21 protein-coding genes and 2 riboswitches are annotated in these 25272 nt (G+C 42.8%); of the genes, 10 read left to right on the top strand and 11 right to left on the bottom strand.

Annotated features, from left to right (window positions below):
• Positions 1–804, top strand: a complete 804-nt coding sequence (locus GJU41_RS08705) for an ABC transporter permease (protein ID WP_070878867.1) — start codon at positions 1–3, stop codon at positions 802–804.
• The gene (locus GJU41_RS08700) at positions 801–1874 is read left to right on the top strand and encodes an ABC transporter substrate-binding protein (RefSeq protein WP_154318374.1); all 1074 of its coding nucleotides are present in this window, start codon (positions 801–803) and stop codon (positions 1872–1874) included. The genes GJU41_RS08705 and GJU41_RS08700 overlap by 4 nt, the downstream gene beginning before the upstream one ends.
• A gap of 257 nt (positions 1875–2131) precedes the next feature.
• On the opposite strand, the gene htpG is transcribed toward GJU41_RS08700, so the two are convergent.
• Positions 2132–4012 (bottom strand): molecular chaperone HtpG, encoded by a 1881-nt coding sequence (gene htpG, locus GJU41_RS08695; protein ID WP_154318373.1) that lies wholly within the window; start codon positions 4010–4012, stop codon positions 2132–2134.
• A gap of 201 nt (positions 4013–4213) precedes the next feature.
• Here htpG and GJU41_RS08690 point away from each other — a divergent pair, with 201 nt between their 5' ends.
• Both GJU41_RS08690 and GJU41_RS08685 read left to right on the top strand, forming a co-directional pair.
• Positions 4214–4633 carry a MarR family winged helix-turn-helix transcriptional regulator gene (locus GJU41_RS08690; RefSeq protein WP_070878935.1) on the top strand — a complete coding sequence of 140 codons (420 nt, stop codon included), beginning with the start codon at positions 4214–4216 and terminating at the stop codon, positions 4631–4633.
• A gap of 12 nt (positions 4634–4645) precedes the next feature.
• Positions 4646–5854, top strand: coding sequence for an MFS transporter (locus GJU41_RS08685; RefSeq protein WP_070878870.1), 1209 nt, complete (start codon positions 4646–4648; stop codon positions 5852–5854).
• Between the two features lie 57 nt (positions 5855–5911).
• Here GJU41_RS08685 and mmuM read toward each other — a convergent pair whose 3' ends face one another.
• Entirely contained in the window at positions 5912–6880 is a 969-nt protein-coding gene (gene mmuM / locus GJU41_RS08680; RefSeq protein WP_070878871.1) for a homocysteine S-methyltransferase, read from the bottom strand.
• The gene (mmuP, locus tag GJU41_RS08675) at positions 6855–8258 is read right to left on the bottom strand and encodes an S-methylmethionine permease (RefSeq protein ID WP_070878936.1); all 1404 of its coding nucleotides are present in this window, start codon (positions 8256–8258) and stop codon (positions 6855–6857) included. The genes mmuM and mmuP overlap by 26 nt, the downstream gene beginning before the upstream one ends.
• Before the next feature lie 79 nt (positions 8259–8337).
• Positions 8338–8442: riboswitch (SAM riboswitch) on the bottom strand.
• 140 nt (positions 8443–8582) lie between these two features.
• Here mmuP and GJU41_RS08670 point away from each other — a divergent pair.
• The 4 genes from GJU41_RS08670 (at position 8583) to GJU41_RS08655 (ending at position 13069) form a co-directional block, all read left to right on the top strand.
• Positions 8583–9272 (top strand): response regulator transcription factor, encoded by a 690-nt coding sequence (locus tag GJU41_RS08670; protein ID WP_154318372.1) that lies wholly within the window; start codon positions 8583–8585, stop codon positions 9270–9272.
• A complete protein-coding gene (locus GJU41_RS08665; RefSeq protein WP_154318371.1) occupies positions 9269–10273 on the top strand; it encodes a sensor histidine kinase in 1005 nt (334 codons plus the stop codon). Before GJU41_RS08670 ends, GJU41_RS08665 begins: the two co-directional genes overlap by 4 nt.
• 101 nt (positions 10274–10374) lie before the next feature.
• Complete coding sequence (locus tag GJU41_RS08660; RefSeq protein ID WP_154318370.1) at positions 10375–11136, top strand: ABC transporter ATP-binding protein; 762 nt, start codon at positions 10375–10377, stop codon at positions 11134–11136.
• Entirely contained in the window at positions 11126–13069 is a 1944-nt protein-coding gene (locus GJU41_RS08655; RefSeq protein ID WP_154318369.1) for an ABC transporter permease, read from the top strand. The genes GJU41_RS08660 and GJU41_RS08655 overlap by 11 nt, the downstream gene beginning before the upstream one ends.
• A gap of 90 nt (positions 13070–13159) precedes the next feature.
• Here GJU41_RS08655 and GJU41_RS08650 read toward each other — a convergent pair whose 3' ends face one another.
• The 3 genes from GJU41_RS08650 to GJU41_RS08640 form a co-directional block, all read right to left on the bottom strand.
• Positions 13160–14008, bottom strand: coding sequence for an EamA family transporter (locus GJU41_RS08650; RefSeq protein ID WP_318185446.1), 849 nt, complete (start codon positions 14006–14008; stop codon positions 13160–13162).
• Positions 14009–14107: 99 nt separating this feature from the next.
• Positions 14108–14788 (bottom strand): helix-turn-helix transcriptional regulator, encoded by a 681-nt coding sequence (locus GJU41_RS08645; protein WP_070878877.1) that lies wholly within the window; start codon positions 14786–14788, stop codon positions 14108–14110.
• A 282-nt stretch (positions 14789–15070) separates the two neighbouring features.
• Complete coding sequence (locus GJU41_RS08640; RefSeq protein WP_070878878.1) at positions 15071–15262, bottom strand: hypothetical protein; 192 nt, start codon at positions 15260–15262, stop codon at positions 15071–15073.
• Between the two features lie 334 nt (positions 15263–15596).
• On the opposite strand from GJU41_RS08640, the gene rluF reads away from it, so the two are divergent.
• Complete coding sequence (gene rluF, locus GJU41_RS08635; RefSeq protein ID WP_070878879.1) at positions 15597–16304, top strand: 23S rRNA pseudouridine(2604) synthase RluF; 708 nt, start codon at positions 15597–15599, stop codon at positions 16302–16304.
• 127 nt (positions 16305–16431) lie between these two features.
• Here rluF and GJU41_RS08630 read toward each other — a convergent pair whose 3' ends face one another.
• The 3 genes from GJU41_RS08630 to GJU41_RS08620 all read right to left on the bottom strand — a co-directional run bounded on the left by GJU41_RS08630 (position 16432) and on the right by GJU41_RS08620 (position 21291).
• A complete protein-coding gene (locus GJU41_RS08630) occupies positions 16432–17931 on the bottom strand; it encodes a malate:quinone oxidoreductase (RefSeq protein WP_070878937.1) in 1500 nt (499 codons plus the stop codon).
• Between the two features lie 451 nt (positions 17932–18382).
• Positions 18383–19729 (bottom strand): amino acid permease, encoded by a 1347-nt coding sequence (locus tag GJU41_RS08625; protein WP_070878880.1) that lies wholly within the window; start codon positions 19727–19729, stop codon positions 18383–18385.
• A gap of 130 nt (positions 19730–19859) precedes the next feature.
• Positions 19860–19938, bottom strand: a riboswitch (glycine riboswitch).
• A gap of 129 nt (positions 19939–20067) precedes the next feature.
• Positions 20068–21291, bottom strand: a complete 1224-nt coding sequence (locus GJU41_RS08620; RefSeq protein WP_154318368.1) for a helix-turn-helix transcriptional regulator — start codon at positions 21289–21291, stop codon at positions 20068–20070.
• Positions 21292–21415: 124 nt separating this feature from the next.
• Here GJU41_RS08620 and GJU41_RS08615 point away from each other — a divergent pair, with 124 nt between their 5' ends.
• Positions 21416–22717 (top strand): MFS transporter, encoded by a 1302-nt coding sequence (locus GJU41_RS08615; protein ID WP_154318367.1) that lies wholly within the window; start codon positions 21416–21418, stop codon positions 22715–22717.
• A gap of 95 nt (positions 22718–22812) precedes the next feature.
• Here the strand turns inward: GJU41_RS08615 and GJU41_RS08610 are convergent, their stop codons facing one another.
• Together GJU41_RS08610 and GJU41_RS08605 are read right to left on the bottom strand one after the other, a co-directional pair.
• Positions 22813–23496 carry an ABC transporter ATP-binding protein gene (locus GJU41_RS08610; RefSeq protein WP_154318366.1) on the bottom strand — a complete coding sequence of 228 codons (684 nt, stop codon included), beginning with the start codon at positions 23494–23496 and terminating at the stop codon, positions 22813–22815.
• On the bottom strand, positions 23496–25136 hold the full coding sequence (locus GJU41_RS08605) for an ABC transporter permease (protein ID WP_170292752.1): 1641 nt from the start codon (positions 25134–25136) through the stop codon (positions 23496–23498). The genes GJU41_RS08610 and GJU41_RS08605 overlap by 1 nt, the downstream gene beginning before the upstream one ends.
• Positions 25137–25272 lie beyond the last annotated feature (136 nt).

Genomic DNA, 25272 nt, shown 5'->3' with positions numbered 1-25272 from the left:
TTGGATAAAAAAATATCCCCTCTATCCAGGATCTTTTTAATTTTGATCTTTCTCATCCTTTATACGCCGATTTTTTTCCTAGTGTTTTATTCATTCAACAGCGGCGGTACGATGTACAACTTTGAAGGATTTACACTTGACTGGTACAAGGAGCTTTTCACAGATACAAGACTGCTGATTATTGTGCTTAACACCCTGGTTATCGCCTTATTGTCTGCTCTTATTTCAACAATCATCGGGGTGCTTGGAGCTCTTGCCATTCATTCGTTTAAAAGCAGGCAAACCAAAAACACACTATTGTCGTTAAATAATGTGCTGATTGTCAGCCCTGACGTTATTATTGGGGCTTCATTTTTAATCCTGTTTACGATGGCGGGAATCAAGCTTGGATTTTATTCGGTTCTCTTATCTCACATTGCATTCAGCGTTCCAATTGTTGTCTTGATGGTGCTGCCGAAACTGATGGAGATGAGCCCTACTTTACTTGATGCAGCAAGAGATTTAGGCGCAAGCAGCTGGAATGTCCTGACTAAAGTGACCCTGCCGTTTATCACACCTGGTATATTTGCAGGATTCTTCATGGCGCTTACATTCTCTCTTGATGATTTTGCTGTTACCTTTTTCGTAACCGGCAATGGTTTCACCACACTGTCAGTTGAAATCTATTCACTTGCGCGACGGGGAATTTCATTGAATATCAATGCTCTATCTACCCTGCTTTTCCTATTCACAGTCCTGCTTGTGATTGTTTATTACTTCATCACGCAGCGAAATAAACAAAGCGGATTGGGGGTAAGAAAATGAAGAAGCTGGTCCGCATTTTCTTCGCGATTATTCTCGTGTCAGGCATCCTTTTATATGCAGTATCTGAACTAAACTCTTCACAGGGCTACTCAAGCGGAAACACGCTTACAATCTTTAACTGGGGAGACTACATCAATTCAGATCTGGTTGACCGCTTTGAGAAAGAAACAGGCATTAAGGTCATCTATGAGACCTTTGATTCCAACGAAGCGATGATGACAAAGATTGAACAGGGCGGAACGACTTATGATATTGCCGTTCCTTCTGAATATATGATTGATAAAATGAGACAGGAAGATTTGCTGATCCCTTTAGATCATTCAAAACTTCCGAACTTGAAAAATATTGATGACCGGTTTATGGATTTGCCTTTTGACCCTGAAAATAAGTATTCCATCCCTTATTTCTGGGGTACGGTCGGCATCGTCTATAATCCTTCGATGATAGACGGAAAAAAAATCACGAGCTGGAATGACCTTTGGGATCCCGATCTGCGAAATGAGATCCTGCTGATTGACGGTGCAAGAGAAGTGATGGGGATGGGGCTCAACAGCCTCGGCTATTCTCTTAACGATACAAATAAGGATCATTTAGAGGAAGCAAAACGAAAGCTTGATTCTCTGACGCCAAACGTCAAAGCGGTGGTTGGAGACGAAAGCAGGATGCTGCTTGAAAATCAGGAAGCATCAATCGGTCTTGTATGGTCAGGAGTTGCATCAGAGATCATGTATGAAAATGAAGATCTCGAGTATGTCGTTCCCGAGGAAGGCTCAAATTTATGGTTCGATAACATGGTGATCCCAAAAACAGCCAAAAATGTGGAAGCCGCCCATCAGTTCATCAACTTCATGCTGGATGCTGAGGTGGCCGCAGAAAACACTGAATATGTCAGCTACTCAACACCGAACAAAGAAGCCTTAAAGTACATGCCTGAAGAGATGGTAAACGATGAGCGCTTCTATCCGCCGCCTGAACTGACGGAAAAGCTGGAAGTGTATGAGAACCTCGGCAAAAAGAATTTGGCTTACTATAATGAGCTGTTTTTGAAATTTAAGATGCATCCGAAATAGAATGGTAGTTAAAAGAGGCGGCATTCCCCGGGATGACGCCTCTTTTTGGGATTAATTTATTGAAAGCACCCTCTCATACCGATAAACAGGTTTGCGGGAGACGATTCGGACGCTTGCTTACCCTCTCATATCGATAAACAGGTTTGCTGGGTAAGATCTGGACAGGCCATAAGCCTGCTGCTTGTAAACTAACATAAACAGGCTTCAAACCAAAAAAAGCCGGCAGGAACCAATAGGTTTCTGCCGGCTTTCATTTTTCACACCATAATCTTGCAAATATCGTTCGTAAACTCAACCGGATCCTCGATTGTCAGTCCTTCAATTAGAAGAGCCTGGTTAAATAGAAGGTTCGTGTAAAGCGCAAGTTTTTCCTTGTCGTTTGCCAATGCATCTTTTAGGGAAGCAAAGACATCGTGGCTGCTGTTGATCTCAAGGATTTTCTCCGCCTTAATATTCTGGCTGTTCGGCATCGACTTCAGGATTTTTTCCATTTCCGTCGTTACTTCGCCTTCAGTTGCGATGCAGACTGGATGAGACTTGAGGCGTTTTGAAATTCTTACATCCTTCACTTTGCCTGCAAGAATCGTCTTCATTTCTTCAAAGAGTTCTTTGTTATCTTTCTCTTCTGATTCTGCACCCTTTTCATTCTCACCTGCTTCTATGCCTAAATCACCGCTTGAAATCGATTTGAATTCTTTTTCCTGATAGTTCATCAGCATTCTGATCGCAAATTCATCCACTTCATCCGTGAAATATAAGATGTCATAGCCTTTATCAGCCACAACCTCTGTCTGCGGAAGCTTTTCAATTCGTTCATAGCTTTCTCCTGCAGCATAATAAATGTACTTCTGATCTTCAGGCATTCCTGAAACATATTCATCAAGTGTGATCAGCTTCTTCTCTTTTGATGAATAGAACATAAGCAGGTTCTGAAGATCTTCTTTATTTGCTCCAAAATCACTGTAAACGCCATATTTAAGCTGTCTTCCGAAAGAGTGATAGAATGTTTCATACTTTTCTCTCTCATCTTTTAATAAGCCCTGCAGCTGGCTTTTAATTTTGTTTTTGATGTTCTTCGCAATCAGCTTCAGCTGGCGGTCATGCTGCAGGATTTCTCTTGAGATGTTAAGAGACAAGTCCTCAGAATCTGCCATTCCTTTTACAAAACTGAAATAGTCAGGAAGCAGGTCTGAGCATTTTTCCATGATCAGTACGCCATTTGAGTACAGCTCAAGTCCTTTTTCAAACTCTTTAGAGTAGTAATCATACGGAATCTGCTCAGGAATGTAGAGAATCGCATTGTATCTGACGGCACCGTCCACACTGATATGGATATGTTTTAACGGCTTATCAAACCCGTAATGCTTTTCTGCATAGAAATTCTCGTAATCTTCAGAAGTGAGCTCCTGTTTATTCTTTCTCCAAATTGGAACCATGCTGTTGATTGTTTGTTCTTCATGAATTTCTTCAAATTCTGTTTCGCTGTCTTCATTGCGTTTCTGCTCCGTTACATCCATTTTAATCGGATAGCGGATGAAATCAGAGTATTTTTTAATGATGGCTTTTAAGCGGTATTCTTCTAAATATTCATCGTACGAATCGTCTTCTGTGTTTTCTTTGATGCTGAGAACAATCTCTGTTCCAACCTCTTCCTTCTCACAAAGCTCGATTGTATAGCCGTCTGCTCCCCCAGAATGCCATCTGTAAGCTTCTTCGCTGCCGATTGTTTTCGTTGTGACCGTGATAGCATCAGCTACCATAAAGGCTGAGTAAAAACCTACCCCAAACTGACCGATGATGTCGTGGCCATCCTTCACCTCATTTTCGCTTTTAAAAGCCAATGAGCCGCTTTTCGCAATAATCCCAAGATTGTTTTCAAGCTCTTCCTTTGTCATTCCAATCCCCGTATCTGAGATTGTTAATGTTCTATTTTCCTTGTCTGCACTTACTTTTATGTAGTAATGATTTTGGTCAAATGATAGACTGTCGTCTGTTAAAGCTTTGTAATAAATTTTATCAATCGCATCACTCGCATTTGAAATCAGCTCTCTTAAAAAGATTTCTTTTTGAGAATAAATTGAATTGATCATCATTTCCAATAGTCTTTTAGACTCTGCTTTGAACTGCATTTTTTCCATTGTCATTCTCCTTTCAGACTTCTTTTTAGCACTCTTTTTATGAGAGTGCTAACCACTAATTAAATAACATATATTCCCGTTTTGTGTCAATAACCAGCTTCAGGAATTCATCAGGTAGACAAACACTGACTGATTTTGTTATATTAGTTACCTAGAGTAACTATTATTCACGGTAACTAATTATTCGATGAGGTGTTTCCTATAAAAACATACCAAAAGTTTTTTCAGCAGCTTCTGCTGTTATACCGTCCTTTTGAAAACAGACTGAATATCGAACTTGCCAAACACGATTTGTACAGAGCGCAATGGTCCGTTTTGCATTACTTATCCTATTACGGGACAGCTACGCTTGTTGAGCTTGCTGATTATCAAAGTGTTGAAAAACCTACCGTGACAAGAACGATCAGCCGCCTGGAGGAACTGGGCTATGTAGAGCATGTTCCCGGCAAGGATAAGCGTGAAAAGAGAATGCAGCTTACAGACGTTGGGAGAAAGATTTACGGCGATGTCCGCGTAACAATCGATGAATATGAGCAGGAGATTTTAAAAGGGATTTCAGAGGAAGAACAGCTTGAAGTCATCCGGATTATGGGAGATATCCGGAACAATATTAGAGAGTAAGGTGATCCAAACGTGAATCAGACAGCATCCAAACTATGGACGAAAGACTTTATTGTCGTGTCGTCCATCAATTTTTTCCTAACGTTAATCTTTTACTTATTAATGGTGACCATTGCGGTCTTTGCAGTAGATGAATACAGTGCCTCTACAAGCGCAGCGGGACTTGTAACCGGGATATTCATTATAGGCGCACTTATTGGCCGGCTTTTAATTGGAAGGCTTATCGTAACGTTCAGCCGAAAAAAAATCCTGTATACAGGGCTTATCCTGTTTACTCTGACAACAGCCTTTTACTTCTTTGAATTAGGCCTTGGCTTCCTTCTTATAAACCGTCTAGTTCATGGAATTACACTGGGTATGGCCAGTACAGCAACAGGCACCATCGTAGCACAGATTATTCCCGCTTCGCGAAAAGGGGAAGGCATCGGGTACTACAGCATGAGTGCAACTCTTGCAACAGCCATCGGCCCTTTCATCGGGCTGTACTTGAGCCAGCATACAAGCTTTCATACGATCTTTACTTTCTGCGTTGCATTAGGCGCCGGCAGTTTAATCATTGCCTTTTTCCTATATGTGCCCCCGCTTGATGGTTCAGCAAAAAAGGCAGAAGTACGAGGATTCAAACTTTCGAATTTTGTAGAGCCAAGAGCTTTGCCGATCGCATTTATCACTCTCGCGGTGGCATTTTGCTATTCCAGCGTCCTTTCCTTTATTAATTTCTATGCGATGGACATTAATCTTGTCAGTACAGCAAGCTTCTTTTTCATCGTCTATGCAGCAGCTGTCTTGGCATCACGCCCTTTTACCGGCCGCTTAATGGACAAAAAAGGAGCAAACTTCATTATGTACCCTGCCTTCCTCTTATTTGGAGCAGGTATGTTCCTTTTGAGCACAGCTGGCACCAGCTTCATTTTCTTGCTTTCAGGTGTTCTGATCGGACTTGGATTTGGAAACATGCAATCAACGACACAGGCGATTGCCGTAAAATTAACACCGCCTCACCGCATGGGGCTCGCCACTTCGACTTTCTTTATCTTTCTTGACGCTGGTTTAGGATTTGGACCATATCTGCTTGGTTTTGTTATTCCTGTGACAGGCTATAGTACCCTGTATGTGATTTTAGGATTTGCGGTTCTTGCCAGTTCTCTTCTTTATTATTTTCTGCACGGGAAGAGGGAAAGGACAGCGTGGGCAAAAGTTAATGCTTCTGCATCAGCATAATGAGAGCAGTGAGAAAAAGGACATCCCAAATGAGGATGTCCTTCTCTGTTTTATTTATTAAACTTCAGAATTGACCTTATCACCAGTCCGCCATTTTTTTGAAATTTTCTCAATATGGCGAGGTGCCGTCCGGCAGCATCCCCCTATTAAGCGTGCCCCTGATTTGTACCATTCCTCTGACTGTTGATCCAGTTCAAGGCAAGATTTCTGCCCATGCCACGTTTTAGTCTCTGGATTATAGGCTTCTCCAGAATTCGGGTATACAATAACCGGTTTTTTTGTATGGCTGCTGATCACTTTTATGGCTTCATTCACCAATTCCAGTGGTGCACAGTTGATGCCAATTGCAGCAATTTGCCCGTTGTATCCGAAGGTATTTGCACAAACCTCTAGCAGGGTGCCATCACTAATCGCTTTCTCATTTTTCAAGGAAAAGGACATCCATGCATATGTATTGGGAAATTCATTCAATAAAGAACTTAATACGTTTGCTTCCTGAAGGGAAGGAATCGTTTCAAATGCCAGTAAATCAGCACCTGCTTCAATCAAAGCTGATATTCTTGGACGATGAAATTCTTCTAATGTTTCATCCGTAACACCATAGTTGCCTGTATACTCCGAACCATCTGCAAGATAGGCGCCATAAGGTCCGATTGATGCCGCAACCAGTGGTTTTGGTCTAACAGCTCCCATTTCTTCCTTCCAAAAATCATCTCTTGCTTTTTTGGCAAGCAGCACCGTTTTCTTCATTAATTGCAAGGCTTCTATTTCTTCGATTCCCCGCTTCAAGAACCCATCAATTGTTGCCTGGTAGCTTGCCGTTATTGCACAGTCAGCTCCCGCACGGAAATAGTCTGAATGAACCTGATAAATCAATTCCGGGTTTTCCAGCAATATTCGGGCTGACCAAAGGGGATCGTCCAAATCACAGCCGTGCTGCTCAAGTTCTGTAGCAAGTGCTCCATCAAGAATCATAATGGAATGGTCATGTAAAATAGCGTCAATTGGATTGATTTTCTGCTGCATATCCTTCTCCTCTTTCCTTTACATACGTAGTTAAATAGTAGCTTCCATAACAAATCAAAATAAATGGAATGCCGCAATAGAGTGCAATTCGCTGTGCAGGGTCAAATGCGATTCCAACTAATGATGCGAGACACAGCACAAAAGATGCGATCGGCACCAGGGGATAGAAAGGCGTCCGGTAAACCAGATCCTTTACTGAATGACCATCTTTGATATATTGTCTGCGAAAGAAAAACTGTGACGCACTAATACTCATCCAGACGACAACCACAGCTAAACCTGAAATGGAGACAAGGATGATATACACTGTATCTGGCGCAATGATACTTGAGAATAAAGCCAAAGTACCGCCCAGCATGCTGAATATCACAGCATATATAGGTACACCTTTCTTTGTCACTCTCGCAAAAATAGGTGATATGGTTTTCTTATTTGAAAGAGACCAGAGCATTCTGGAAGCAGCATATAAACCTGAGTTTGCTGCAGACAAAATAGCCGTTAAGATAACGAAATTCATGATATCTGCTGCAAACGGAAGACCAATTCGTTCAAGAACAGCAACAAAAGGGCTCTTTAATACCCCTGAATCCGAAGCAGGCAGCAGCGCCGATAAAACAACAATCGTTCCTACAAAAAAGAGGATCAACCTCCATAATGTTGTTCGAATCGCGATGGGTATTGTTTTTTCAGGCTCTGCCGTTTCTCCGGCTGCGACCCCAATTAATTCTGTTCCCGAATAAGCAAAGTTCACAGCAAGCATCGTCATGATCACGGCAAATGCACCATTCGGAAATAACCCTTCACTTGTAAGATTCGTAAAGAATGGAGCAGAACTAGAGTCCGTCAGCGGAATAAAGCCAACAATTGCGGCTCCTCCTAAAAGAATAAAAATCACTATGGCAACGACTTTAATCGATGCAAACCAAAACTCAGACTCCGCAAAAAACTTAACCGTCACAGCATTTAATAAAAAGATCATCAAGGCAAATACCGCGCTCCAAATCCAGACGTTAATGGATGGAAACCACCTTTGCATCAGCAGCCCTGCTGCCGTAAATTCTGAACCTAACGCAACCGTCCAAGTAAGCCAATACAGCCAGGCTACTGTGTACCCTGTTCCTGGACCAATATATTTAGCGGCATAGCTGTGAAATGCACCAGTCTCCGGCATATGTACTGATAACTCCCCTAAACAAAGCATAACGAGATAAACGACCAGCGCCCCAACTAGATACGACAGGATGGTGCCAAACGGTCCAGCCTGCTGAATCGTATAACCTGTACTTAAAAATAAACCTGTTCCAATGACACCTCCAAGCGATAACATGACTAAATGACGAGATTGCATTTTCCTCTGAAATTGCTGCTGACCTTCCATTTCTACTCCCCTTTTTTCAAATCCAAAAAAATGAAAAACGCACTCTTTAAAAAGAGTGCGTTGCTGACAAATAAAGGTATGCTTATCTATCAGGTTCATTCACCCGCTGGAATTAGCACAGTGTCTTCATAGACCTGCTGCTGAGGTTTCAAAGGGCCAGTCCCTCCACCTCTCTGGATAAGAAATTATTTTTTTATTACAATAGCAATCTATTGAAACAATGTCAAGATTAGTATGAATATTCCGTGCAATGTGATCTATAGCACACAAATCTGTTTTACTATACAATAATTGTAAAAGAAACCTTATAGTGTGGTGAAATTTTTGTTCAAACTCCTTTTAATTGAAGATGATTTAACCCTGTTTAATGAAATGAAAGAAAGATTAAATCAATGGTCATATGATGTTTATGGAATCAATGATTTTAATAAAGTGATGCAGGAATTTTCAGAAGTTAAACCTGATTTGGTGATCATTGATATTCAGCTGCCGAAGTTTGACGGTTTTCATTGGTGCCGAATGATCCGTGCCCATTCAAATGTGCCGATCATCTTTTTGTCCTCGCGGGATCATCCGACTGATATGGTCATGTCCATGCAGCTTGGGGCCGATGATTTCGTCCAAAAGCCTTTTCACTTTGATGTGCTGATCGCGAAGATTCAGGCCATTCTCCGCCGTGTTTATAACTACAATACAGAACAAGTAAGTCTGAAAACATGGTGCAATGCTGCGGTTGATTATGAACGAAATACGGTTACGAATGAAGCAGGCTCCGTTGAACTGACAAAGAATGAAATGTTCATTCTCAAACTTTTAATTGAACAAAAAAACAAAATTGTCAGCAGAGACAAACTCATGAACAGCCTGTGGGATGATAAACGCTTCATAAGCGATAATACGTTAACGGTGAATGTCAACCGTCTGCGAAAGCGGCTCGAGGAGATTGACCTTGGCCGTTTTATCGAGACAAAAGTAGGACAGGGCTATCTTGCGGCAGAAGAGGAAACGCTATGATCCGCTGTTTCTTAAAAGAACGCCGCAGCTGGATATTCTTTTTCATTTTTATTCATGTCCTGATTCTCTTTGTTTCTTTCATCGACTCAGCCATTCCATTTGAGCCTGTTTTGTATATTGTCTTCCTTTCCATGATTTCATTCTTTGTTTTCTTAATGGTTCGGTACAATAAAGAAACCGCTTTTTATAAAAGCCTGGAGGATCGGGAAAACAACCTTGATTTATCAAGCATTCCAGCTCCGGAAAGTCCATTTGATCAGTTGGTTGAAAAAACGCTCATCGAACAGGCAGAGATGCTGAAAAAAGATGCGCTGCACAGCAGAATTTCGCTTGAACAGGAAAAAGATGAATTGTTATCGTGGATTCATGAAGTGAAGACCCCGCTAACTGCCATGCATTTAATGATCGAGCGCATGGAAGACGATGCAATGAAAATTCAATTGACATATGAATGGCTGCGGATTCACCTTCTGCTTGATCAGCAGCTGCATCAAAAACGGATTCCGTTTATAGAAAACGATTTGTATATAGAAACAGTCGACTTGGAAACTGTAGTTTTTAATGAGATTAAGACGCTGAAGTCATGGTGTATTCAAAAAGGGATTGGTTTTGACATTCAGCTTGATCAAAAGGAAGTCCTTAGTGATGCGAAATGGCTCGCATTTATTATTAGACAGATCTTAACGAATGCAGTGAAATACAGCGAGGCCTCTGACATTTCTATAAAAAGCTGGATGCAGGATGATCAAACAAGGCTTGAGGTGAAAGACTTCGGCCGGGGCATTGATCAAAAGGACCTGCCGCGCATATTCGATAAAGGCTTCACATCGACCGTCAACCATCAAGATCACGCTGCTACAGGGATGGGGCTGTATCTCGCTAAAAAAGCAGCCACTCCCCTTCTAATCGATATTCACGCACAGTCAATCGTCAACGCAGAAACAGCATTTGTGTTAACTTTTCCAAAAAGAAATGATTTTGCGGCCGTCATTAGCGTGTGACAAGAATGTCACATGCTTTTCCATTTTGTTCGCACAATAAAAGGAAAAGGACCTTTCTCCTTTTTATAATAAAGGTAATGAATGAAGAGGAGGAAGCAAGTATGGCGATATTAGAAGCATCAAAGCTCCATAAAAGCTACGGAAATAAGTTTAATAAACAGGAAGTCCTTAAAGGGATTGACCTTTCGATACAAGAAGGCGAATTTGTCAGCATCATGGGTGCATCCGGTTCAGGCAAAACAACGCTGCTGAACGTCCTGTCTTCGATTGATAAAGTGAGCGGCGGGACCATTCAAATTGAAAAGAAAGAAATGACGGGCATGAAGGAAAAGGAGCTTGCTGAATTCAGAAAGCATCATCTCGGCTTTATTTTTCAGGATTATAACCTTCTGGACACACTGACAGTGAAAGAAAATATCCTGCTGCCGCTTTCTATTTCTAAGGTTCCTAAGAAAGAAGCGGACCAAAAATTTCAGGCATTGGCAAATGAACTCGGCATCTGCGAGCTAATAGACAAGTATCCGAACGAAATTTCCGGCGGCCAGAAACAGCGTACTTCTGCAGCACGGGCCTTTATTCATGAACCAAGCATTATTTTTGCCGATGAACCAACAGGCGCACTCGATTCTAAATCGGCTGCTGACCTGCTGAATAAATTGACCGAGCTTAATGAAAAACGAAAAGCAACCATTGTCATGGTCACACATGACCCTGCTGCTGCAAGCTACTGCAGCAGAGTCATCTTTATAAAAGACGGACAGATCTATACTCAGTTAAACAAAGGCGGTCAGACAAGGCAGGAATTCTTTAAAGACATCATGAAAACGCAAGGCGTTCTGGGCGGTGTTCAGGATGAACGTTAATCAGCTGATTATCAAAAACCTGAAAAAAAATATAAAAAACTACTATCTCTATATTTTTGCCCTCATTTTCAGCGTGGCCCTGTATTTTGCTTTTGTCACCTTGCAATATGACCCTTCTATGGACGCGGTAGAAGGTTCCATCAAAGGAGGGGCCGGCATCCGGGCTGCATCTGTCCTGCTGATTGCCATCGTGACGATTTTTTTGCTCTACGCCAATAACATTTTCATTAAACGCCGCAGCAAAGAGATTGGACTGTTTCAGCTGATCGGAATGACAAAGCATAAGATTTTCCGCCTTTTAACGGCAGAAAACTTCCTGCTGTACTTTGGATCTCTTGTTCTTGGTATTTTCGCAGGTTTTGCGGCATCAAAATTAGTGATGATGATCTTATTCAAAATTACTGGGGTGGATGAGGTAGCTAAACTCCACTTTTCCGCCCAGGCCTTCATGCAGACACTGATTGTCTTCATAATCATATACCTTCTCATCATGCTGATGAACTATCTGTTTATTAAAAGACAGAGCATCCTCTCGCTGTTCAGAGTGCTCTCATCAGCAGAAGAGAAAGTGAAAAAGATGTCCTTTTTCGAAATGTCTATTGGCATCCTGGGCATCATGATGATTGCTGCAGGGTACTATGTTTCCTCTAAGCTTTTTGGCGGAGACTTTAAATCCATGATGGCCCTATATGGCGCCATGCTATTTATTCTCGGTTCTGTTATCCTTGGAACCTATCTTTTTTACAAAGGGTCTGTCAGCTTTATTTTCCATCTCATCAGAAAGAAAAAAGATGGCTATTTGAAGGTTGGCGAGGTTCTGTCTCTTTCATCCATCATGTTCCGGATGAAATCAAATGCCCTGCTGCTGACAATCATTACGACGGTCTCATCACTTGCGATCGGGTTGCTGTCCTTGAGCTACATCTCTTATTACTCAGCAGAAAAAACCGCACAGAACCAAGTGCCTGCTGACTTTTCCTTTACTGAAAGCGAAGATGCTGCTCAGTTTGAAAAAGCTTTGGATTCTGCTGGGATAGGATATGACACGGAATCTACTGATATCGTAATGGCAGAAGTGGATATCAGCGACATTTTCAGCGCCAAACTTGAAGGGCTGAATTATGATCCGAGCAAGATGACTCTTCCTGTCATAAGTGAAAAAGCGGCAGGAAAAGAACTTTCTAAGGAAGAAACGATCTTCACAGGCTACAGCGACCTGCTGCAAAAATTCATGCCGCTTGATGAAAGCGGAACCGTTACTCTTCTTGGAAAAACAACAAAAATCCCGCAAACTTACTTGGGTATGGAAAAAGATTCTCCAGTGTCCTGGTATTTCACATCCGGGGGAATGCCGACAGCCATTGTCGATGATACGGTCTTTAAGCAGCTGAAAGAAGATATGAATCCTGATGTTCAGCAGCCGACATCTACTTATATTGCTGTTGAAATACCGGACCAGGAAGAAGGAAAAGAAGCAAATACCATTTTCACATCCTTAAAACTGGGTGAAAACGCCCCAAACGATTCCCAGCTTGAAGTTCTGAACAGCCAGAAGCGCAACATGGGAATGGCCATGTTCATCGTCGGCTTCCTTGGGCTGTCCTTCCTGGTAACATCAGGGTGCATCCTTTACTTTAAACAAATGGGTGAAAGCGAAGAAGAAAAACCGAATTACACCATCTTGCGAAAACTTGGCTTTACACAGGGAGACTTGCTGAAAGGCATACAAGCCAAACAGCTCTTCAACTTTGGAATTCCACTAATCATTGGATTGCTGCACAGTTATTTCGCCGTGCAGTCTGGATGGTTTTTATTTGGAGCTGAGGTTTGGACTCCGATGATTATTGTTATGGGATTGTATACGGTGCTTTACTCGATCTTTGGAGTGCTGTCTGTGCTGTATTCTAAAAAAGTGATTAAAGAGGCATTGTAAGAGAAACTCCAGCTGGTTGGCTGGAGTTTTTCTTGTTCTTGTCATTCGTTTTGAGGTAATCAATCATCAACTTACAGATACTTCCTCTTTTTACTTAGCTCTCAAAACCACCAAAATCCCAATCCCCGCCAACAAACAAGATACGCCCGCCCAAGAAACGAAATCCAGCTTTTCCCCAACCAGCAGCACACCCAGCAAAGCAGCAGTTAAAGGTTCTGCCAATGCGAGCGTGACCGCTGTTGAGGAAGGAACGTAGTAAAGGGCTTTGGCAAAAAGAAGGTAGGCAATACCCGTCGACATAATGCCCAAATGGAGACTTACCGAGAGCCCCTCAGGCTCCGTAATCCAACTCATGTCATATAGAAAGAGAAATGGAGATAAAAAGACCGCACTGAGAGTAAAAACAACCGCTACAACCGATAAAGAAGGATAATTCTGCACAAGCCGCCTGCTGACCAGTGTATAAACAGCAAAGGATAAACCGGCCCCGAGAGCCATGATAATACCAGATGGAGCAGCACTCATTGAGTCATTATTTGAAAATAGCAAGATACATCCAAAGATTGATAGAAAGGTTGAGTACCACCAGCCTCTTGATGGATTTTTCTTCAGCACCAGCCACTCCAGGGCACCCGATAGAAGGGGGGCGCTTCCAATAGCGATAACAGTACCGACTGCCACTCCGGTTATTTGAACCGCTGTGAAAAATAACGGCTGATAGGCAGCCATACATAAAGCTGCAGCGAATGTCACCTTGATTGGCCAATTACGCAGATTTAACTGACCGAGCATTAGAACAATAATCAATAAGGAGATACCTCCAACCGCAAGACGCGCCGCCCCGACGGCAATCGGATGTGCAGCTTCTGGAGCATAAGTCTGTGCCGTACCGGTTGTTCCCCATAATACGCCTGCGAGCAGGACCCACAGCGGAGCCAATTTTTCCTTCATCGTTTTCACCCCAATAAAAAAGAACCTATATCATCATCATAAAGAAGAACAGACCGTTTTTCTTTACCAAGTTTAAGGTTCTTTTTATCAGATATTCATTTTTCTGTATGCTTTAGGAGAAATGCCCTCGCAGCTTGTGAACCATCTCGTAAAGGAAGAAACATTCTCAAACCCTACCTCTTCGCTGATGCTTGATATTGGCCAGGAAGTCCCCATTAATAGCCGCTTTGCTTCATTCATCCGCAGCTCAGAGATATAGGCCTTTGGACTTTTCCCTGTTTTCTCTTTAAACCAGGCTGAATAATAGACAGGATGATAATGTTCGATCTCCGCCAGGGTTTCCATTTTGATCGGACGCTTATATTGCTGATGAAGATACGTAATGGAAGGAGAAAGGGACTTCTGCAGTTTTTGAGCTACATATCTTGTGAGTTCATTCAATCCTCCCTGATGGCTGCCGGCCTCTTCCAGCAGCAAAAACCGGATGGAGGACCATTGCTGATCAAGCTTTAGATACATACTCTCCGTTTTGCCTTGCAAATAATGAGTTGGAATGTCCAAAATCAGAAATTCATTCCTGTCTGTAGAACGATAGTGATGAGTGAAGTCTGGCGGTATGTAAAAGCAAGCATCTCCGCTCAGGTGCAGCTCCTGCCTATCCGTTTGAATCTCAAGAGTTCCTTGAAGGGGAAAAAGAAACTGCCCAAAGTCATGCTGATGTGAGTGAAACTCTCTTGAATAGGTTCTTTTTTCGCAAATGACTTGCATATGTCACCTCGTTTTCGAAATGATCTTTTCCTATATTATATAGATTTTTACGATTTTAAACATTGAAATTGGAGTCCGGCTACTCGTTTTATGATTCTCTTCATCTACTGGTCCTAAAAGGAGAAGCCACAAATAAAATCCGTCGCAGCGGCTTTTATGAAGCGGATGTCTTTGGACTTCTGAAAAATTGACCGAATAAAAATATGACTAAAACCATAATAAAAAGCGGTTGAGGCATCTCAACAGTCTTATAATTTGGATTATTTTCTTTGCAAAAAAGACCTATCTTTTAGGCAAGTCCAGCGCTTGATAGGCAAGCTGATATTTTCCGCCTTCCGCAACCTCTGAATGATATAGGGCTTTGAGGGCAAAGTTTTTCTCAAGGCTATGTTCATTCATCAATCCATTCAGCTTATCTTGCAATTCCTTATTTTCTTTGATCAGCTGTTTCATCTGTGATTTAAAGTATTTCATAAGCAATTAACCCCTTTCTATTAAAAAATTTCTCTATCCTTAGGGCAGACGCAAAATGCAAAGCTGCTTTTAAGGTTTTTTCTCAAAAATCTATTCTTAAGTGCAAATAAATCAGTACTTTTACAGAGTTATCCTTTGGGAAATGATTTATAGGTAAGGAACTTTTATATGATGTCATTATTAGTGAAGAATTTCAACATATCATAAATCATCCATGAAAACAGAAAGAATTTTGCAGTTATTAAAGACAGCGAGGTTATAAATAGCACTTGAGAACAAGGTAATACTTAAGGTATTCTTAACTATACAATTCTCACTTAAGGCTGTGATATGCATGCGTATTAATAAATTTATCAGTGAATCTGGAAAAGCGTCCAGACGAGGCGCCGATAAATTAATTGAAGAAGGAAGAGTCACGATCAATGGAAGAAAAGCGAAAATTGGGGACCGGGTTGAGCCCGGGGACGATGTCCGGGTTAGCGGGAGCGCTATCCAAGTCTCTAGAAATAATGTTTACATCGCGCTTAATAAACCTGTAGGCATTACAAGTACAACAGAAAAAAACGTAAAAGGAAATATCATTGATCTAGTCAATCACCCTTTGCGAATTTATAATATTGGACGTCTGGATAAAGACTCCGATGGCTTAATCCTTCTCACAAACGACGGAGACATTGTAAACGAAATTCTTCGTGTAGAAAATGCTCATGAAAAAGAATATAACGTTTCAGTAGACAAGCCGATCACGCCTGAATTTCTGGAGAAAATGGCAAGCGGCGTGAAAATCTTAGGGACAAAAACACTTCCTTGCGAAGTAGAACAGCTTTCAAAATATGACTTTAAAATCATCTTAAAACAAGGACTGAACCGCCAAATCCGCCGTATGTGCGAAGAGCTCGGATACCAAGTTTTAAGACTGCAGAGAGTCCGAATCATGAATATCCATTTAGGAAACCTTCCCCCTGGTCAGTGGAGAGATCTATCAAAAAAAGAACGCACTCAGCTATTCAGTGAATTAAATTACGAGCCGAAAGAATGGTAAATAGAAAGAGGATGAGCCGAACTTTTCATTAGCTTCGGTTCATCCTCTAATTTTTTTGCTTTTTCAATTTTTGTACCTGGCTTTGAACAATTTCATTACGCAGGCCTTTGTTTCTAAATCCAAAGAATTAACTATAGACCAGTTCTTTTTTACTTAAACCAAGTGTCTGTGCGGTTGAAGCATCAATTTCTTGGAAAAGCTCTGGGCTGTTCACTAGTGACACACCATAAGAAGGTATCATTTCTTTTATTTTCGGTTCCCACTCTTTCATATGCTGCGGGAAGCATTTTTTAAATACTTCAAGCATTACGTGAACAGCAGTGGAAGCACCCGGAGAAGCGCCGAGTAATGCAGCAACCGAACCATCTGCGGCACTGACAACTTCCGTACCGAATTGAAGTGTTCCTTTACCGGCATCTGTATCTTTGATAACTTGTACACGTTGGCCCGCTACTACGATATCCCAATCCTCGCTTTTAGCGTTCGGAATAAACTCTCGTAATTCTTCCATGCGCTTTTCATTCGATAACAGGACTTGCTGGATCAGGTATTTTGTTAAAGCCATCTCTTTAACGCCTGCTGCGAGCATCGTAACGACATTATTCGGTTTGACTGAACCGATCAAATCCAAATTCGAACCCGTTTTTAAAAACTTTGGCGAGAACCCGGCAAACGGTCCAAACAGCAATGTTTTTTTGTTGTCGATATATCTTGTATCAAGATGCGGAACAGACATTGGAGGCGCACCAACCTTAGCTTTACCGTATACTTTTGCATGATGCTGCGCGACAACTTCCGGATTTTTGCACACTAAAAATAGTCCGCTTACCGGGAATCCACCAATATGTTTTGACTCAGGAATACCGGTTTTTTGCAGCAATGGCAGACTTCCGCCCCCGCCGCCGATAAAGACGAATTTAGCAGTATGGTGTTCAACAGTACCACTGTCGACATTCCGCACTTTCAATTCCCACGAGCCATCACTGGTGCGTTTCATATCCTCAACGCTATGCTTGTAGTTGATCTCAACATTTTTAGTCTTCAAGTAATCAAACAGCATGCGTGTTAAAGCACCAAAGTTAACATCCGTTCCAGAATCGATTTTTGTTGCCGCTATCGGCTCATTCGATGTCCGGCCTTCCATCATAAGCGGAATCCATTCCTTCAGTTTTTCTGGATTATCGGAAAACTCCATCCCTTGAAACAGAGGATTTTCTGACAACGCTTCCAAACGCTTTTTCAAAAACGCTACATTTTTTTCCCCTTCAACAAAACTCATATGAGGAATTGGCATGATAAAGTCCTGCGGATTACGAATCAGATTGCTGTTTACAAGATAAGACCAAAACTGTCTGGAAAGCTGAAACTGTTCATTAATCTTTACAGCTTTGCTAATATCTACAGATCCGTCCGATTTCTCCGATGTATAGTTTAGCTCACACAGTGCAGCATGGCCCGTACCCGCGTTATTCCATTCATTCGAGCTTTCTTCCCCTGCGCTTGCGAGCTTCTCAAACACTTTGATTTCCCATTCCGGTGCTAACTCTTTTAATAATGATCCCAAAGTCGCACTCATGACTCCGGCCCCAATCAATATCACGTCTGTTTTGTTCTGTAAGCTGCTCATGCTACCCATCCTTATCCCCTAAATTTGCAAAAACGAGCAGGCGCCTCCTTAGGTGTTTCAAAAAGCAAGGCACCACCTTGGAACATACACTTTTCTTTTCACTTATAAGTTTATCACAGTCTATTATGAATAGATTAAATTTTACTATTATCTGATAATTATAAACTATTTTGGGTTTTTACAAAAGGGAGAAGTTGGTTTACAAGGTCTATACAGCTTAAAAACCAAGGCCATAACTCAGTATCTTGTATGAGCTATGGCTTTGGTTTGAAGTTGTTGTTAGATTGACAGCTTTTCATTTGCGGTATTACTTATGATAAGGTTCTACGTGATGTATCTCAATGGAAAAAAGCTGGAGGTGACCGTAAAAAAGCGGCCAGGAACAGACACTGCTGAAGCTTGAAAACGGGGAGGGGGGTTTTGAAGGATAGACTGAAAAAACCCTTGCAAGTTACGGCAAGGGATCTCTTTTAGATAAATACAGTATAAATAATAGAATAAACCACAGAGGCGTCAGCAATAACGCCGGACGGGTAGCATCCGCAACGAGCATCACGATTAAAATCATCCCAAACAGCGTCAGAACCGCATAGTTGATGAACGGAGCAAGCGGTGCTTTAAATGCTGACTTCTCATGCAGATCCGGACGGTTTTTTCGATATTTTATATGGCAGATCAGAATAACGCTCCACACCCAGATAAAACAGATGGCACTGATTGTCGTTACGATGCCAAAAGCCTGCTCCGGAATCAGCTTGCTCAGGAGTGCTCCCGCTGAAACGACAAGTGCAGATATCCAAAGCGCGTTCCCAGGCACATGATTTTTAGTCAGTTTCCTAAAAGGTGCAGGCGCCTGGTCACTTTTGCTTAAAGTAAACAGAATCCGGCTAGTCGAAAACAGCCCGCTGTTGCAGGCAGACGCAGCTGAAGTCAGAACAACAAAATTAATGATCCCTGCCGCAAGCGGAATGCCGATTAAGCTGAATGTCTTCACAAAAGGACTCTCCGCCGCATTTAATTGCGTCCATGGATTGATGCAAAGCAGGACAATCAGAGCGCCGACATAGAAAAACAAAATTCGGAACGGAATTTTATTAATGGCAGACGGAATATTTTTTCTCGGATTGGATGTTTCCGCCGCCGAAACTCCGACCAATTCCACTCCGACAAACGCAAACACAACCATCTGGAACGAAAGCAAAAATCCGGTCACCCCGTTAGGAAACAGGCCGCCATGCTCCCACAGATTATTCACCGAAACTGCTCCCGCATCTGTCTGAAATCCCACCACAAGCAAAACAGCCCCAATCACAATTAACGCCAGAATCGTAACCACCTTAATCAAAGCAAACCAAAACTCCAATTCCCCAAAGAGCTTCACCGTCAAAAGATTGAACCCAAGTAAAAGAAGCAAACAGACAAGTGCCGGAACCCACTGCGGAATGTCAAACCAATATTGCACGTAAACACCTACCGCAATCACATCAGCCATCGCCGTCATAATCCAGCAGAACCAATACGTCCATCCTGTCACAAACGCAGCCCGCGGTCCAAGATAGTCCTCCGCAATATCCGTAAACGACTGATAGCCCGCTTTTGACAGCAGCAGCTCCCCAAGCGCCCTCATCATAAAAAACAACGCAATCCCAACAATCAAATAAGCGAATATAATAGATGGTCCCGCAAGCTGAATCGCCTTGCCCGAACCCAAAAACAACCCCGTCCCAATCGTACCGCCAATTGCAATCAGCTGCACATGGCGGTTCGCCAAATCTCTCTTTAATTCCTGCTGTGCCATTCTGAACTCCTCCTTCTAAGATGTAAAAAAACCCAATAAAAAAAGAGACTGGAAGAATCCCAATCTCTTTAGAAGAATACCAAAACAGCAGCTGCCGCTCCCAAAAAAACAGGCGCGACAAACCCCAATTCCATACCCTTCTGTCCTTTTGCCTGAGATTGTGAACCCTTCGGCGCCGCTAACCAAGCGGTCTCTCCAGAAGCTGCTCCTGCTGTAGTGTGATCCACAGCCATCATAGCTTGCTTTATTTTAAATTTGAGTATTTCTGAATAATGATTAATTGTAGAGGGTGGGGATGGGTTTGTCAATGAATACAGGTTATCTTCCTATTAGAAGGTTTACCCACCCTTCCCGCCAAGCTCATCATACGTCTTCTTACTAAATTCCTTATACGGCGAATCCGGCATCGCCTCAAACTGTTCCACCGCTGTCCTGGCGGCCTCCAATGCTTTTTCTGAATCACCAAGCTTTTCATAGCAAAGGGCTTTGTACGTATCCTTCAGGTAAAATTGAGACAAATCAAACGGGTGGTGATGGTAGGGCGGAACTTCCGCTTGATCCAAATACCGGATGGCCTCCTCATATTCCCCGAGCCCATGCAAGGCTTTCCCTTTTTCAAGATAGAACCATTCCTTGAATTTCAGGGTGGACTCAGAATCCTCTAAGTACGAATGGATGATCTCCAGTGCGGAATGGTAATCGTTCTTGACCGAAATGAGGGATTCGATGCTGAAAATATGATAGCTTAACCAGGATCCTTCATCTTCTGAGAATTCAGCATACTGCTTCAATTTCATGATGTAGTAGTTATACAGCTCTGCGTCCTCAGCCATTTGTGCAGAAGCAGCTGCCAGCCGGTACAAATCATCAATTAAGTAAAACGTCTTATTTTCTTTTGAAAAGGCAATCGCATTATTCATCACGCGTTTTGCAGATTCTGTGTTGCCGACAGCAAAGTGAAGGACCGCTTCATGATAATCTAAATCCAGCCTTGTAATCGGGTCAATGTATGTAAACCTTTTTTCGATCTCACTTCGCTCAAAAAGCAAAACTTCCAATGCTTTTTCGTAATGATGCCCGATAAAAGGAACAATTCCCCGAAAAAGTCCGATACTTGCCCGCTTTTGTGTAATGTTCATCTGCTCATACAGTGCCGCAGCTTTATCAATTGGCTCCTTCCATTCCTTCTCTTCCCGGTACAAACTTCGCCCGTAGAGGTCCAGCAGCCTTGCAGCTTCATATCCCTGATGGAGCTTATGGATATGCGGCTCTATAAGCTGGATGAGTTTTTCATACTTACCGGCTGGGTCTTCCTTGTTCATACTGTATAAATTCTCTGCCTTATCCAGCACTTCTCTCAGCTCAACCACGTTGACCTCATTTACCAGCTGTGACACATCCACCTCAAGACGCTTTGCTATATAAGCCAGGCTTTCCATGGACGGATTCGCTTTATTGTTTTCAATCAGGCTGAGCATTCCTTTCGTAAGCTCCGATCCCGCAAGCTCTTCAAGTGTCAGCTTTTTTTGCTTCCGCAGTTTTCGTATTCTTTCCCCAAGCATGGTTAACACCCCAATTAATCTCATTAGTTTAATTTTATTAAACTTTTCCTTGAAATGGAAGAGCTGACTGCGTTATAATTTGTTTAATTAAATTAAACTTTTTTTTGTATATGGAGGGTTTTTAATGGATGAAAGTAAAAAGTTGAAAATGGCGACTTACCATTTGTTCACATTCACCATCAGCAAGCTCATCTCATCGTTTGGCGCACAGGTGTATGCCTTTGCCATCAGCTTCCACATCTTGCAGATCACCGGATCGGCCGCAAGCTTTGCCGCAAACCTGCTCTGCAACATTCTGCCGCGAACGCTGATTTCACCCTTTGCAGGCTATGTCGCAGACAAATACTCACGGAAAAAAATCGTCATCCTCGCACAGATCTCGACTACCCTTGCCATCAGCGGACTTCTTTACGTAAGCCTGACATACGGACTCTCACTAACCGCCATCTATATTACAACAAGCATCCTGGCCATCGCATCCTCATTCTCTTCTGTCACGTTCACGTCCTCGATTACCGGCTTAGTCGACGAAGCACGCATCCAAAGGGCGATGTCTTTAAACCAAATCGCCATGTCCTTTGCCGCCATCGGCAGTCCGGCAGCCGGCGGCTTATTATATGGAGCCGTTTCAATGGAAATCTTTCTGGTCATCTACATCGCCGCTTCCATCATAGCTGTTATCCTTGAATCCACCATGAATTTCACTCTCTTCGCAAAACGTAAAACAGAGGCCGAAGGGAAGCCAGAGGAATCCATGTGGCAGAGTATGAGAGCAGGCGTGCGCTATCTGAAAACAAAGCAGGTACTCATGACCCTGATCTGGCTCTCCCTCATCATCAACTTCCTGTTCGGGGCATTTGAAGTAGGCTACTCCTACGTCTTAATTGAAAAATTAAACCTTGCATCAAAGCATTTCGGATTCACCCAAGGAGCCTTCGCCATCGGCATGCTTGTCTTATCCATTTACTTCTCAGTCCGAAAAGAAGTCAAGTATCCCTTTCTCGTCTCAAAACGCGGCATACTCGCAATGGGCATCATCATGGGAGCCATTGCGCTGCCATTAATGGTTTCCATGTCCTACTGGACCATATTCACCTTCTATCTCATCCTCATGTTCAGCTTCGGCTCCATGATTATCATCGTCAACACACCCATCCAGGTCATGATGCAAAAAATGATCGAAGACGACTACAAAGGCCGCGTCTTCTCCCTCATCGAAACCATGGCCATGGCCCTCATGCCGCTCGGGATGATTTTGTTTGGATTCCTGTACGACGCCGTACCGGGTCAGTACATCCTGGTTGCTTCAGCGGCAATCCTTATTGGGGTGGTTGTGGTTTTAGCAAGACCAAGTGTCGTGCGGAAGGTGCATCCGGAGCTGGGCGGGGAAAAGAAGGTCTTGTCTGAAGCTGGGACGGTTGTATAATAGAATGACAAAAAGCCAAAAATAGATGTCTATTTTTGGCTTTTATTGAGAGAGTTCGATTTGCTTACGGTCAGTCTCAAGTTTCTCCTGCTTTTTTATCCGTTAACTCCTGCCAGTTCGCGGGCATGATCAGCGAGTATGCCCTCATTCATGTAGAAGATGCGGTCAGCAATGGCTTCGGCATCAGCGACGTCATGTGTCACAAGAATAGACGTGATGCCGGTTTTCTTCAGCACATCTTTCAGTTCATCACGGATTTTTTCCTGAAGATCCGCATCCAGGTTACTGAACGGTTCATCAAGCAGCAGTAAGGACGGTGCTGGTGCAAGCGCCCTCGCCAGTGCCACCCGCTGCTGCTGTCCTCCGCTCAGTTCGTAGGGATATCGCTGCCTGTAGTCTGCTAAATTCACTAAATCAAGCATTTCCTCCAGACGCTCCTGTTTTTTCTTTCTGCTCATTTTCCGCAGGCCGTACATGATGTTTTGTCCGACGGTCATATGGGGAAACAGGGCATAATCCTGAAACACTACCCCGATTCCGCGCTTCTCAGGCGCAATAAATGTAGAGGAATTAAACATCACCTCTCCATTCACCTCAAGGCTTCCTCCAGAAGGATTTTCAAGCCCCGCAATGATGCGCAGGAGCGTGCTTTTGCCGCTGCCGCTTTTCCCGAGAATGGAAATGATCTCTCCACGTTCGATCTCAATCTGAATACGTTCAAGCGTATTACGATTTCCATGTTTATATTGAAACTGCAGGTCTCTGATTTGGATATACATCATTTTGCCTCCTTATCAAGTACGCGGTGAAAAAGAAAGATGCACAGCGCGCTGATGAAAATAATGAGCAGGGAAGCAACAGAAGCTTCCTGAACACGTTCATCATTCGCGTATTTAAACGCCTGTGTAGCGAGAGTTGAAAAATTAAACGGCTGCAGGAACAAGGTTAAAGGCAGTTCTTTTAAAATGTCCACAAACACCAAGATAAATCCGCTGACGGCCGCTCCGCGCAGCAGGGGAAGGTCGATGCGGAAGAATGTCTTTAACGTTGAAGCTCCGAGCACACTTGAAGTCTCCGAATAGCGATTTCCGATCTTCTCAAATCCCGCCTCGATGTTGTTAAAGCCGATTGCCAGGAACCTGATCACATAAGCAAAAATCAACATGACAAGCGTTGTCCTGAGCACAAACTCAGGCTTCAGATCAAACTGGGCCAAAAACGAAACAATGAATTGATCCAGTGAAATAAAAATCGTGATGATTGCAATTGCAATGGCCGCACCAGGTATCGAATAGCCAAGCGTCGTCACCCGTGAAATGAATTTCGTTCCTAACCCGGGCTGCAGGCGGGTGTAATTCGAAATGATCAACGCGATAACAATGATCAAACAAGAAGCAATCCCTGCAACAAACACTGAATTTTTCGCTAACAGAAGAAATTCTGCGTTAAACACGTTCTCATACGTCATAAACGCCCACTGCAGCAGCTGCAGCAGGGGAATGATGAACGTTAGGGTGAAAATACCGAAGCAATAGGCAAAAACCCACCATGCTTTCGCGCCAGTAAGTACTTTTGGCTGAATCGGCCTCACCTTTGATGAAGGATCATAAAATTTCTTTCTGCCTCTAAGAATCCGTTCTATCATTAAAACGATCATGACAAGAATCATCAGTGTTCCGGCAAGCTTTAGTGCCGAATCCAGGTCCATCATTCCATACCACGTTTTAAAAATCGCGGTACTCACCGTTTGGATTCCGAAATAGCTTGTCACTCCGTAATCATTCAGAACTTCAAGGATAACCAGAGTCACACTGCCTACAATCGCAGCTCTGGAAATAGGCAGCGCGACATGGAAAAATGTATCCGCATCATTTCCGCCAAGTAATCGGGCATTTTCTAAAATCGAGGCGGATAAATTCTGAAAAAAACTTCTCGTGATAGCATACACGTAAGGAAATAATGTCACTGTAAAAATAAATACAGCCCCTGGAATGCTCATCATATCAAAATAGGATTGCTTGACCTGTACGTCGAAAGTGTTGCGCAAGGTAGACTGTACAAACCCCGTATAGTTCAGCATGCCATGAAAAGTGTAGGCAGCTATATAAGGCGGAATCGCCAACGGCAAAATCAATGCCCACTTCAAAAAATTCCGGAGCGGAAATTGGTAGATCGTAATCAGCCATGCCAGACTTGTTCCAATCAGCATGGTCGTCAAGGCGGTAAAAAAGACGATGATCACTGAATTTTGCAAGTAATCCTTTAGTAAATACTCCCGGATATGCAGCCAGTTTTCGTTAGGTTCCGTCAAGAATTTTACTGCGATAATGATATTTGGTATGAATATGATTGCGATTAGTACTAAACTTGTCAGTGCCCAGCCTTTGTGGCGCACTCTTGACCAATGGAATCGATTCACTGTTGTCACATCCTTTGTTCATGAAACCGGTTACCTCTTACTTTATCCATCTTCATTATAATGAAAATCATTATCAAATAGAATACTAAATTGCAATAAATAAAACCGAGGCACCTGTAACATGTGCCTCGGTTCA

It is taken from the genome of Metabacillus idriensis (genome assembly GCF_009674765.1).
Lineage (GTDB): Bacteria > Bacillota > Bacilli > Bacillales > Bacillaceae > Bacillus_P > Bacillus_P idriensis.
The sequence above is the reverse complement of the archived record's forward strand: the minus strand, read 5'-3'. Positions and strand labels throughout refer to the sequence as shown.

What these genes read in the sequence shown, in the direction of transcription:
- GJU41_RS08700 (WP_154318374.1), top strand. Translation starts at nt 801, where the DNA reads ATGAAGAAGCTGGTCCGCATTTTCTTCGCGATTATTCTCGTGTCAGGC.
- htpG (WP_154318373.1), bottom strand. Translation starts at nt 4,012, where the DNA reads ATGGAAAAAATGCAGTTCAAAGCAGAGTCTAAAAGACTATTGGAAATG.
- mmuM (WP_070878871.1), bottom strand. Translation starts at nt 6,880, where the DNA reads ATGCAGCAGAAAATCAATCCAATTGACGCTATTTTACATGACCATTCC.
- mmuP (WP_070878936.1), bottom strand. Translation starts at nt 8,258, where the DNA reads ATGGAAGGTCAGCAGCAATTTCAGAGGAAAATGCAATCTCGTCATTTA.
- GJU41_RS08665 (WP_154318371.1), top strand. Translation starts at nt 9,269, where the DNA reads ATGATCCGCTGTTTCTTAAAAGAACGCCGCAGCTGGATATTCTTTTTC.
- GJU41_RS08660 (WP_154318370.1), top strand. Translation starts at nt 10,375, where the DNA reads ATGGCGATATTAGAAGCATCAAAGCTCCATAAAAGCTACGGAAATAAG.
- GJU41_RS08655 (WP_154318369.1), top strand. Translation starts at nt 11,126, where the DNA reads ATGAACGTTAATCAGCTGATTATCAAAAACCTGAAAAAAAATATAAAA.
- GJU41_RS08645 (WP_070878877.1), bottom strand. Translation starts at nt 14,788, where the DNA reads ATGCAAGTCATTTGCGAAAAAAGAACCTATTCAAGAGAGTTTCACTCA.
- GJU41_RS08640 (WP_070878878.1), bottom strand. Translation starts at nt 15,262, where the DNA reads ATGAAATACTTTAAATCACAGATGAAACAGCTGATCAAAGAAAATAAG.
- rluF (WP_070878879.1), top strand. Translation starts at nt 15,597, where the DNA reads ATGCGTATTAATAAATTTATCAGTGAATCTGGAAAAGCGTCCAGACGA.
- GJU41_RS08630 (WP_070878937.1), bottom strand. Translation starts at nt 17,931, where the DNA reads ATGAGCAGCTTACAGAACAAAACAGACGTGATATTGATTGGGGCCGGA.
- GJU41_RS08625 (WP_070878880.1), bottom strand. Translation starts at nt 19,729, where the DNA reads ATGGCACAGCAGGAATTAAAGAGAGATTTGGCGAACCGCCATGTGCAG.
- GJU41_RS08620 (WP_154318368.1), bottom strand. Translation starts at nt 21,291, where the DNA reads ATGCTTGGGGAAAGAATACGAAAACTGCGGAAGCAAAAAAAGCTGACA.
- GJU41_RS08615 (WP_154318367.1), top strand. Translation starts at nt 21,416, where the DNA reads ATGGATGAAAGTAAAAAGTTGAAAATGGCGACTTACCATTTGTTCACA.
- GJU41_RS08610 (WP_154318366.1), bottom strand. Translation starts at nt 23,496, where the DNA reads ATGTATATCCAAATCAGAGACCTGCAGTTTCAATATAAACATGGAAAT.